We start from the raw sequence: 10,043 nt of genomic DNA, 5'->3' as shown, positions 1-10,043 counted from the left end.
GCTGTATGTGATGCATCGCGTGCTGGTGGGCGACACTCTGCTGGGCAAGCCGTTGATGGAGGTTTTCTGCCGGCTGGCCAAGCACGAAGAGGAGATCGTTCCCAAGGATGCGGCGTTGTACTTCCTGCGGCTGGTGGCTGTCCAGGCACAGGGGTATGCCATGCTCGGCAAGGCCCGTCAGGCTCTGGGAATCCACGCCGTGCAGGATGAGCTGTTCCGGTCACGGACCGAGCAGCAGATGGCTTCCTTCGCGCGCACCCTGGCCTCCGTGTACGGACTGACCGAGTGGAACGCCTCTATCATCGGTGACTCTCTCACCGACCCCAAGCCTCTGATGGAGGCGACCATGGAGACCAAGCCAGACCGTCTCCTGCTGGTCAACAGCGACCGGGAAGTCCTCACCCGGGTAGTCCTGGGAGACGGCGTGGAGGAACCCATCTCCTACCGCGTGGGCCATCCTGTCGCCGGAAGTGGCAACGTGGAATCCGTAGAGAAACGCACCACGTTCTCCGACGGCAACACCTATCGCTTCATGGACCTCCTGACCAAGCATTACGAAGGCGTGGGAGGATCGCACGCTGCGTCCTACCAGCCTTTCGAGTTCATCTTCGAGGATCCCTACGTGCTGGTCGGCCTGCGCTTCTCCACGCTCGACAACATCATGCTGTGCGAACCGTTGGTCGCCGCATACGACCGGGAAACCGGTACCACCTCCTGGAACGGCGCTAGCGGCGGCCTGTGGAAGGTCACCTACGAACCCGCCGACAAGCCCGTCTATTCCAAATTCTGGTTTGGCGAAACCGGAAACGTGAAGACCTACGCCTTCTATGAAGGCTGGCAAAAATCGGACCCTACGACCATCCGTGGCGCTCAATTCGCTCACGTTTCAGGCTCTCCGTACGTTGTTCGCGTCGCTGCCCTCGACGGTGCCTGGGCACAGCAGTCCCTTCTCCCCGCCCACCCCTGGGCAGTTGCTGGTGCCCTTCCAGCCCTGACCCAGGGGTGTCGTCCGGCGGACCCGTCCATTGCTCGCCGGACGTGATGAGCCGCCTTGCTCCTGGACGTCGCCGGTGCGCTCCCCGCCGACCGCACCGCGCGGCACCAGCCTGTCCGGCGCCGGGGAAGTCCCCGGCGCCGAGCTCCAGCGCCGCACGAAGTCGGCCAGGGCGCGACGCTGCTCTTCCTCGCGGTCGATCCGCTGGGTGAGGAGGGCGCGGTCGATGTACGGAGAGACCCCGGGGCCGCCATGGTCCCGGGGTCTCGCGCTGTCAGGGCTGGCGGTTCGGCCCTGGATACCCGCGAGGACGTGCAACGCTCTCCCGTACCCCACTCACGTGGTGTTCCATCAGGTCAGGGCCGCAACACGCGCCGTGTTGCGCCTGGCGTTGCAGGGCGTTGTTGCACCTGGCATGCAGGTTCCTCGGACCGTGGCGTGGCCTGGTGCCGCTCGTCAGTCCGTGGAGGACCGTGCTTTGTGCCGCCCCGCTCGGCTGGTCTTCCACGAAGTCCACTGCCTTGGTGTTCCCGGAGCAGCGAAATCGGGGCGTTGATGCAGGCAGTGGTCGGGAGGGGCAGAGACTGATGGGGATGCGGGACGTGTGGGTGCGGGCGCAGAGCACCGTCTACGGCAGGCGGACCGTGCGGGCGGACACTATCGTGCAGGTCAAGTGGGACAGCCAGTCGTCCCAGTACCTCACCCTGGTGGTCACCGGCGGCGACGAGGTCCACCACCAGGTGCGCCCCTCCGGATCGGGGGCCCAGCCGGTCACGGAGAAGGACGGCACCGCGCTGGCTGACGGGTTGCTGTCCGCCATGGCCCAGACCGCAGTTGTCCCGGGCAGTCATCTCTTGGTCCTTCACGGCACCGGACTGCAGTGGTGCCGTTCCGCGATGGGCGGCACCGATGAGGGCTCCGCCCCCTGACGGTCGGCGGACCCACTTCCCGCCCTCGGTGGGTCAGAGGGCGGGATGGCGGCCGCCTCCAGGCGGTCCAGGCGTTCGTAGAGGGCGCGGGACCAGGCGGGCGCGATTCTGGGCGCAGCTCACGGTGCCCTCCAGCGTCGTGGACAGCGGGCCTTGCGCCTCGCGCAGGACGACGTCGGCGAGCGCCTTGGGCCCGCTGTCCTTCGGCAGCTGGTTCGCGCGGCGGCGGACGTCGGCGGCGACGGCGCGGGCGTGGCCGGTGAGCTGGAGGGCGATCTGCTCGTAGTCGCGGGTGGTGAGCGTGCCTCGCCGGTCCACGCGAGGACGGCTTTGACGAGGCTCTCGTACGGCTCGCGGTCGAGCGGGAGCTCCGCCTCGGTCAGTCCGTCGGGGTCGTGCAGGACGGTGTGCGTGCTGGTGTGCACGGCGGGCCTCGCTGCTGGGCGTCTTCACTCGGGTGGTCGGCGGTCACTGCTGGGGGGCCGTCGCTGTCGCCGGGCCTTTCGTCCTGGTCCTGGCCGTGCTGCTCCTGCGGGGTGGGTGCCGGGCTTCACCATGCTGGACGCGCTCGCGGTGATGGTCCGCACCGGGGTGAACGCTTCAATATGCGTGGGCGTCAATGGCCCTGGACTTCCCCGGTTACCGCACCTCATGCCTCTGCCGGTGACAACACAGCCTCCGGTCGCTACCGCGCTGAGCGGAGTAGATGGCGTGCCCCGCCGCCTCTCCCGCTCGTCACACGTCAGGGGGGTTTGACGGCCGGATCCCTCATTCCTGGCGAAGTCCGGTGGTTAATACCAAGGAGAGGGCAGGATCAGCCTGCTCGCGAGGAAGGGGAGTGACTGTGGACGCGATGTTGCGTATCGAGCCCGCTGACACCTATGAGAGTCCGCTGATGGTCGAGGTGGGCGACTTCGCCGAGCACACCCAGGGCGCCTACGGCGACAAGACGGAGGCAGGCTTCGGCAAGTATGACGACGACTGACAAGCGGGCGCCGTGGTCGCTCAGTTGGTGCCGCGGGCGGTAGTGACAGCGGCATGCTGAACCGCGGCCGCAGCATGTGCGGCCCATAGGCGGGCGCGGCCGGTCCGCGCCCGCTCTGTTGAGGGGGAAGTGCGTGGTCGAGGGGTCGGCGGCGTGGTTCGTCGCGGTTCCAGATGGAGCGGTCGCATCCGGTGTCCTGGACCGGTTGCGACGGCACGCTCCGCAGATCGTGCCGCACGTGTCGGGGCGGCCGTGGCTGTTCGGCCGCTGGCCGAAGGAGCAATGGGCGTTCTCGTCGGCCGGGTCGTCGCTGCTGGTGGTGGCCGGGCGGTGTTCGCTCACCGCGCAGGATCTGGGCGTCCGCGTGAAGGGCGTGCGCGATCTGGCGGATGTCGAGACAGCGGTGCGGGGCGCTGCCGGCAGCTTCCATGTGCTCGCGTCCGTCGACGGACGCAGTTACCTGCGGGGCAGCGCCTTCGGTTCGCGCCGCCTGTACAGGGCGACGGTTGAGGGGGTGACGGTGTGTGCGGACCGCGCCCGCACGCTGGCCTGGCTCACCCAGGCGCTGGTGGACCCCGCTCAGCTCGCCGCCCGCATCCTCACCACCGACCCCCCGCCCCCTCCCTTGGCCGGTGGTGCGATGTGGCGCGGGGTGCATGCCGTCGCACCGGGCCGGGCGTTGATCCTGGGGCGGGACGGATGCCACCGCACGAAGGTGTGGTGGCATCCGGCCTCGCCGCAGCTCTCCCTCGCCGAGGGCGCACCGGTCCTGCGTGAGGCACTGCGTGAAGCGGTGTCGCTGCGGGTGTGGCCGGGGCAGGTCCTGGGAGCGGATCTCTCCGGCGGCATGGACTCCACCTCGCTGTGCTTCCTGGCCGCCGAGGCCGGAGCCCGCCTGGTGACCGCATCCCTGCACAGCGCGGCGTCCGGCAACGAGGACCGGCGTTACGCCCCCTACGCGGCGGAGCGCCTGGGCGGCTCGCAGTCCTTGGCTTTCACGTTCGACGAGGTTCCGGGCTACTTCGCAGGGCTGGGCCGACGGCGAGATCCGGCCGACGAGCCCACGGCCGTGACGCGGGGGCGGGCCGTGCAGGAACACCTGGCCCACGCGTTGCGCGACCGTGGCGCGCATCTGCGCCTGACCGGATACGGCGGCGACGATGTCTTGCTGCCGCCCCGTTCCTACCTGCACACGCTGGCGCGCCGCTATCCGCTCATGGCACTGCGGCACGCAGCCGGGTGGAGAGCGCGGTCGCGCTGGCCGCTGCCGGCCACCGCGAAGATGCTGTTCGACGGCGGTTCCTACCGCCGCTGGCTGACGGCGGCCGGCGGCCAGCTGCGCGAGTCCCCCGCCGGCCGGCCCCGCCCCGACAGCTGGGGCACGGCGCCGCGCCTTCCAGCATGGGCCACCGACAAGGCTGCAGACCTCCTGTCCGGCCTCCTGGACGCTGCCGCGCACGAGGCACAGCCGCTGGCCCCCGCACGCGGCCTGCACGGGCGGCTTCACCAGGCACGGGAAGCGGGCAGGATCGCCTCCGTCTTCTCGCACGACTCGACGGTCGACGGGCTGCCCGCGGACAGCCCGTTCTGCGACGACGCGGTGATCGCCGCGTGCCTGGCGGTACGCGCTCAGGACACCACCAGCCCCTGGACCTACAAGCCGCTCCTGGCGGCGGCGATGGACGGCATCGTCCCTGACTACTTGCTGGCCAGAGCCACCAAGGACCACGTCACCCAGGAATGGCACCACAGCCTGCGGGAACACCGCCGAGACCTCGCCGAGCTCGCCTCCGACTCCCACCTGGCCGCCGCCGGCATCGCCGACGAGAACACGCTGCGGCGCATGCTGCACAGCCCCGAACTCCTCACCGCTCAGACACACGGGTTGGAGCAACTCCTGGCAGCCGAGCTGTGGCTGCGCGACCTTGCCGCCCATCCCCTCCCCGCCCACCTCACCGCCACTGAACCCAAGGAGCAGTCCGTTGAGCCGGCTACGCGCTGAAGTCATCTGCACCGCCACCGAAGACGGCATGGTCCTGCTCGACCTGCGCGCCGGCCGCTACTGGCAGCTCAACGCCGCCGGGGCCGCCGTCCTGAAGGCGTACCTGAACGGTTCCACATCCCAGCAGATCACCGATGCCCTGTTCCAGGCACGCCCCGTCAGCCGTGAGCACGCCGAGGCCGACGTCAACGCCCTGATCGGCCAGGTCACCCGCGCCAAGCTGGTGAGCACCCCGTGAGCCGGCAGACACTCGATACCGCCGGAATCCGCCCCCCAGCACTGCGCAGGCTTGCCGCCCGCACCGCTGTCGGCGCTGCCCGGCTTCTGGCACACCTGCCCCCCGACCGCCTCCAAGCGGTACTGCGCGCCGCCCGCCGGGGAGCGAAGAGCGCTTCATACGACACGGCGTCGACCGCACGCGGGGACGTGACCGCGGTCAGCGTCCTGTGCTCGGGCCGCTACTGTCTCCAACGCTCCCTGGCCACCGTGCTGTTGTGCCGCATCGGCGGAACCTGGCCCACCTGGTGCACCGGCGTACGCACCTCCCCCTTCGCCGCCCACGCCTGGGTCGAAGCCGAAGGACGACCCGTCGACGAACCCGCCGACACTGCCGCCTTCCACACCATGCTCACCGTCCCACCACGCTGAACCGGTCACAGCAACCACCGGCCTCCCCCTGGCCGGACACAGCGAGGGACGCCCGGGACCGGACGTTGACGTTGACTTCGTACCTGCCAGGGATGCGAGGTACCGACACATCCACGGCGACCGGTACGCCTACCAGCACCCACGCCGCTGAGGGCCCGGCCCGGCCGCCCCGGTCATCGCCGAAGCGGCCGGGCCGGGGTGAAGTCGATGTGTCTCCCCGCTGGATCCGCGCGAACCCACGTGCCAATGACCATAAGCAAAGCTCAGTGGATGTGCGCGAATGCGTCGAGGATCATGTGCTGCTTTCTGGCTTGGTACTGATGTTTCGTGCGCCGCACCGGTGCAGGGCTCACGTGACGTCGTGACGCTGTGCCGCGTCGGCCCTGCACCGGTGCCGGCTGAGTCAGGCGGCGTAGGGGGCTTGGACGTCGAGGACCCAGGTGACGCCGAACCGGTCGGTGAGCATGCCGAAACCAGGGGTCCACGCCGACGCGGCGAGGGGCTCGATGACGGTGCCACCCGCGGCGAGGGCGTTCCAATAACCGGTGATCTCGTCAAGGGTGTCGGCGCGAACGGACTGGAAGAACGTCCGGTCGGTGATCGTGGCACCGTTCTCCCGGTGCGTGGAGCCGGCCGTCACCGTGATGTCGGTGTCGTCCTGGCCGGGGATGTCGTAGGCCATGACGCGGAACCCGTCCTCGTTCTCGACCTGGCCGAACACGACCTTGTCAGCGCCGGGAACCTCTTTCGGCATGCCGAGGTCGCCGTAGGTGGCGATGACGGGCCGGCCGCCGAACACGGTCGCGTAGAACTCGAGCGCCTGGCGAGCGGTGCCGCGGAAATTCAGGTGGGTGGTCGTCCTGATCGTCATGATCTGCTCTTCTCCTCGATGGGTCCGACCGGCAGGTGTGCCGTCCGGGACGAGCATCACGGCAGAAGGGGTCAGTGGCGGTCCTCTACTCGGAGCACACTGGATTCATGATCGGAAGTACTTCGCGGATGCTTGCCCTGCTGTCCCTCCTGCAGACGCGACGGGACTGGCCGGGGCAGGTCCTTGCGGAGCGTCTGGACGTGAGCTTGCGCACGGTCCGCCGCGACGTGGACCGCCTGCGGGAACTCGGCTACCGGATCGGGGCGGTGAGGGGGCCCGACGGCGGGTACCGGCTCGAGGCCGGCTCCGAGCTGCCGCCGCTGCTGTTCGACGACGAACAGGCGGTCGCGATCGCGGTCGCACTCCAGAGTGTGCCCTCCACCGGGGTCGACATCGACGAGGCGGCAGCCCGCGCGTTGGCCACCGTCCGCCAGGTGATGCCGTCCAGGCTCCGTCACCGCGTCGACGGCATCCGCTTCACCGGAACCGGAACCGAGACCTCCTTTCGTGTCGATCCGTTCGTGCTCGAGACTGTCAGCGCCGCCGTGCGGGACCGGCACACGCTCCGATTCGACTACGGCGGCGGCGCCTCTCCACGGCGCGTGCAGCCGCACGCGATCGTCGCCCGGAAGAGCCGGTGGTATCTGATCGCGTGGGATCTGGACCGGGACGACTGGCGAGTCTTCCGCATGGACCGCATGACACCGCGCACCCCGACGGGCCCGGCCTTCACGCCTCGCACGCTTCCCGCAGCCGACGCGCGCTCCTTTCTCGCCGCCCGGTCCAAGGGATCGGAGAGCAAGGATCGCTGGCCCTGCGTGGGCGAGGTCGTCATCGAGCTTCCCGCGCGTGACATCACACCCTGGATCGGTGACGGTGAAATCGAAGAGCTCACCGCGCGGTCCTGTCGTGTCACGATCGGGTCGTGGTCCTGGGCCGGTCTGCTCGCATCCGTGGCCCGGTACGACGTCCCCTTCACCGTGGTGGGCCCGGACGCCTTGGCCGAGGCCGCGGCAAAGCTCGCCGGCCGGGTGCAGGACTCCGTCTGTCTGCCGTCGCCGGGAAGTTGACCATCGAGCAGGAAGATCCCGTGCGCGCTGGAAGTGGCGGAGAGTACAGGACAGAAGATGACCGCTTCGCGTGCGAGGCTCACTTCATGACGAAGACGAATACGACGAAAGAGGAGCTGACCGGCCGGTTGATCGTGGCCGACGCGCAGGCCTGGCGGGCGTGGCTCGACGCTCACGAGAGCTCATCTGCCGGGGTGAAGCTGATTCTTGCGAAAAAGGGCATCACAAAACCGACGTCCCTGGCCTACGCCGAGGCCCTCGAAGAGGCTCTCTGCAGCGGCTGGATCGACGGCCGCCGCAACGCCGTCGACGCACGCACGTTCCAACAGCACTTCACCCCGCGTCGAACGGCGTCCATCTGGTCCCGGCGAAACGTCGCCATCGTCGCCACTTTGATCGAGCAGGGGCGCATGCGGCCACGGGGTTTCGCGGAGATCGAGCGGGCGAAGGCGGACGGGCGCTGGGACCGGGCCTATGCCGGACAGGCCGAGGCCGAAGTGCCCGCCGACCTCGCCCAGGCGCTTGCCGCGTCGCCCACGGCGGCGGTCCGCTTCATCGCGCTGACCCGCGCACAGCGTTACAACGTCATCCATCAGGTGATCACCGCTCCGAGCGAGACCAGTCGAAGGAACCGCATCACGAAGTCCCTCACTCGTCTGGAAGCCGCCCCAGGGGCCTGACGCTGCCCGGCGGGGCCTTCCGGGGACGGTAGGGAAGCAGAGACTTTCCGGGTCTGTTCCGCAGCCTTCCTGGGCGGCGCTCCGGTCGTTCCCCCGGCGACGCCGGAGGCCGACGTACTCGAGCGCGGGTGGCTGATGGCCGATGTCCATCACACCGGTGTCGGTGCCGGGAGGGGCGGCCCGGTCGATGCGGTCGAGGACATCGTCATCGAGGTGCGCGTTCGCTCCGTCGAGCAGGCCTTCGAGCTGGTCGAGTGTTCGGGGTCCGATGATCGCGGACGTGACCTGCGGGTGTGCGACGACGAACGCCATCGCCAGATGCGTCATCGACAAGCCTGCCGATTCTGCCAGCGGGGACCGGTTCCTCGATCGCGTCGAATTTGTGTGGATCGGTCATGTGGCGAGGTCCCCACGCCTTTCGGCCCGCAGTCACGGGTGTCTGCTGATCCCGGCGGTACCTGCCCGTGGAAAGCCCCCACGACAGAGGGCTCCACGTCAGCACTCCCATGCCGTGTTCGCCGCACACCGGCAGCACCTCGCGTTCGATGCCACGAGCGAGGATCGAGTACGTCGGCTGCTCGGTCCGCAGCCGCGCGAAACCGCGGCGTTCCGAGATCCACTTCGATTCGACGATCGTCGATGCGGGAAAGTTCGATGAGCCGATCGCCCGCACCTTTCCGCTGGTCACGAGATCGGTGAGGGCCGAGAGGGTCTCATCCAGGTCCCTCTGGGGGTCGAAGTGATGGACCTGGTGGAGATCGATGTGATTCACATCGAGCCGGCGCAGGCACTCCTCGACGGCAGTCACGATCCACCGGCGTGACGCGCCACGGCGGTTCGGGTCATCGCCCATCGGGCCCGTGAACTTGGCCGCCAGCACGACATCGTCCCGGCGGCCTTTGAGGGCGTTCCCGACGATCTTCTCCGTCTCGCCCCCGCCACAGACGTCCGACGTGTCGATGAAGTTGATCCCGCCGTCCAGGGCCCGGCGCACGATACGTCGGCAATCGTCAGGGGCCGGATTCCCGGCGGGACCGGACATCATTGTGCCGAGACAGTAGGGACTGACGCGGATACCGGTTCGGCCGAGTGCGCGCATCTTCATGCTGGTTCTCCACAGTGAGCAGGTGACGAGGAACTCCCGTCACACCGGGTGAGCGCACCTCAGGTCTCGCGCACCCGTCTCCTCGACACTGACGAATGACAGGACCTGGGCGATCATTTCGTCAGCGTGGAGACGGCCAACACGGGTGACCAGCCGATCGCCATCACCAGCTGGGGCACCGAGCTCCCCGGTGACCGGCGCATGTCCGTCACGCGAGGGGAGAACTGGGCAACTCCGCTCCCCCACGTGCTTGCCCCCGGTGCCCCTCCCGCGCGGTTCCTGATCCGGGCCGATGAGCTGCGGCGGGTAGAACGGGAACAGCACATCCCGTACACGCAGATGCGACCGTACGTGGGGCCGGCCGACGGAACGGTCGTCCACGCCGACCGCAGCGTGCCGTTGTCCAACTGACAAAAGCCCTTGGCGAAGGGGCGGGCAGCCAAGGTGTGGGCAGCCCGCCCCTTCGTCCTGACTCGGCGGGTCAGGGGTGCCACACACCTCGGGTGATGCAGTGCGGTGTTGCAGTGGTGGCCGGACCGCGCGGGGCGGTCGGCGGCCACCGCCGGCGCGGGATGGTGACCCGGACCTCCGCCAGGACGATGCCGGTCGTCGGGTCGCGGTGTACGGGGACGTACAGGCCCCAGTGGACCACCCCGAGTCCGTGAGCCGGCCCCCGGGCCCACGGGCCCGGGGGCGACATCACCGAACGGCCGCCCACGAGTCGGACGATCACAGCGGTACTCCCATCCGGCAAGGCTC

The 10,043-nt window shown here is 69.0% G+C and carries 10 protein-coding genes and 3 pseudogenes; 9 read left to right on the top strand and 4 right to left on the bottom strand.

Features of this window, described 5'->3' with window-relative positions:
• Positions 1-25 precede the first annotated feature (25 nt).
• Together ACWZEH_RS34080 and ACWZEH_RS34075 are read left to right on the top strand one after the other, a co-directional pair.
• Positions 26-1,042 carry a hypothetical protein gene (locus tag ACWZEH_RS34080; protein WP_456194899.1) on the top strand — a complete coding sequence of 339 codons (1,017 nt, stop codon included), beginning with the start codon at positions 26-28 and terminating at the stop codon, positions 1,040-1,042.
• A gap of 545 nt (positions 1,043-1,587) precedes the next feature.
• Entirely contained in the window at positions 1,588-1,923 is a 336-nt protein-coding gene (locus ACWZEH_RS34075) for a hypothetical protein (RefSeq protein WP_456194898.1), read from the top strand.
• Here the strand turns inward: ACWZEH_RS34075 and ACWZEH_RS34070 are convergent.
• Positions 1,857-2,348 (bottom strand): annotated as a pseudogene (locus tag ACWZEH_RS34070) (DUF6415 family natural product biosynthesis protein). The gene ACWZEH_RS34075 and the pseudogene ACWZEH_RS34070 sit on opposite strands and share 67 nt — an antisense overlap.
• A gap of 428 nt (positions 2,349-2,776) precedes the next feature.
• Here ACWZEH_RS34070 and ACWZEH_RS34065 point away from each other — a divergent pair.
• From ACWZEH_RS34065 to ACWZEH_RS34050, 4 genes are all read left to right on the top strand, one after another.
• Complete coding sequence (locus ACWZEH_RS34065) at positions 2,777-2,908, top strand: lasso RiPP family leader peptide-containing protein (protein ID WP_456199974.1); 132 nt, start codon at positions 2,777-2,779, stop codon at positions 2,906-2,908.
• Positions 2,909-3,041: 133 nt separating this feature from the next.
• Positions 3,042-4,910 carry an asparagine synthase-related protein gene (locus tag ACWZEH_RS34060; protein ID WP_456194897.1) on the top strand — a complete coding sequence of 623 codons (1,869 nt, stop codon included), beginning with the start codon at positions 3,042-3,044 and terminating at the stop codon, positions 4,908-4,910.
• Positions 4,891-5,148, top strand: coding sequence for a lasso peptide biosynthesis PqqD family chaperone (locus ACWZEH_RS34055; protein WP_456194896.1), 258 nt, complete (start codon positions 4,891-4,893; stop codon positions 5,146-5,148). Before ACWZEH_RS34060 ends, ACWZEH_RS34055 begins: the two co-directional genes overlap by 20 nt.
• Positions 5,145-5,558, top strand: a complete 414-nt coding sequence (locus ACWZEH_RS34050) for a lasso peptide biosynthesis B2 protein (RefSeq protein WP_456194895.1) — start codon at positions 5,145-5,147, stop codon at positions 5,556-5,558. The genes ACWZEH_RS34055 and ACWZEH_RS34050 overlap by 4 nt, the downstream gene beginning before the upstream one ends.
• Before the next feature lie 403 nt (positions 5,559-5,961).
• On the opposite strand, the gene ACWZEH_RS34045 is transcribed toward ACWZEH_RS34050, so the two are convergent.
• Positions 5,962-6,429, bottom strand: coding sequence for a VOC family protein (locus tag ACWZEH_RS34045; RefSeq protein WP_456194894.1), 468 nt, complete (start codon positions 6,427-6,429; stop codon positions 5,962-5,964).
• A gap of 107 nt (positions 6,430-6,536) precedes the next feature.
• On the opposite strand from ACWZEH_RS34045, the gene ACWZEH_RS34040 reads away from it, so the two are divergent.
• Positions 6,537-7,499: a helix-turn-helix transcriptional regulator gene (locus tag ACWZEH_RS34040; RefSeq protein ID WP_456194893.1), complete on the top strand. Its 963-nt coding sequence runs from the start codon at positions 6,537-6,539 to the stop codon at positions 7,497-7,499.
• Positions 7,496-8,179 carry a YdeI/OmpD-associated family protein gene (locus tag ACWZEH_RS34035; RefSeq protein ID WP_456194892.1) on the top strand — a complete coding sequence of 228 codons (684 nt, stop codon included), beginning with the start codon at positions 7,496-7,498 and terminating at the stop codon, positions 8,177-8,179. Before ACWZEH_RS34040 ends, ACWZEH_RS34035 begins: the two co-directional genes overlap by 4 nt.
• Positions 8,180-8,416: 237 nt before the next feature.
• On the opposite strand, the pseudogene ACWZEH_RS34030 reads toward ACWZEH_RS34035, so the two are convergent.
• Positions 8,417-8,491 (bottom strand): annotated as a pseudogene (locus tag ACWZEH_RS34030) (hypothetical protein); the annotation flags it as partial.
• Between the two features lie 184 nt (positions 8,492-8,675).
• Positions 8,676-9,221: pseudogene (locus tag ACWZEH_RS34025) on the bottom strand (aldo/keto reductase); the annotation flags it as partial.
• Positions 9,222-9,410: 189 nt separating this feature from the next.
• Between ACWZEH_RS34025 and ACWZEH_RS34020 the strand changes: the two are divergent.
• Entirely contained in the window at positions 9,411-9,695 is a 285-nt protein-coding gene (locus ACWZEH_RS34020) for a hypothetical protein (protein WP_456194891.1), read from the top strand.
• Positions 9,696-10,043 lie beyond the last annotated feature (348 nt).

The organism is Streptomyces yamdrokensis, assembly GCF_053890455.1.
This window is presented reverse-complemented; position numbering and strand designations above follow the sequence as displayed.

What these genes read in the sequence shown, in the direction of transcription:
- ACWZEH_RS34045 (WP_456194894.1), bottom strand. Translation starts at nt 6,429, where the DNA reads ATGACGATCAGGACGACCACCCACCTGAATTTCCGCGGCACCGCTCGC.
- ACWZEH_RS34040 (WP_456194893.1), top strand. Translation starts at nt 6,537, where the DNA reads ATGATCGGAAGTACTTCGCGGATGCTTGCCCTGCTGTCCCTCCTGCAG.
- ACWZEH_RS34075 (WP_456194898.1), top strand. Translation starts at nt 1,588, where the DNA reads ATGCGGGACGTGTGGGTGCGGGCGCAGAGCACCGTCTACGGCAGGCGG.
- ACWZEH_RS34065 (WP_456199974.1), top strand. Translation starts at nt 2,777, where the DNA reads ATGTTGCGTATCGAGCCCGCTGACACCTATGAGAGTCCGCTGATGGTC.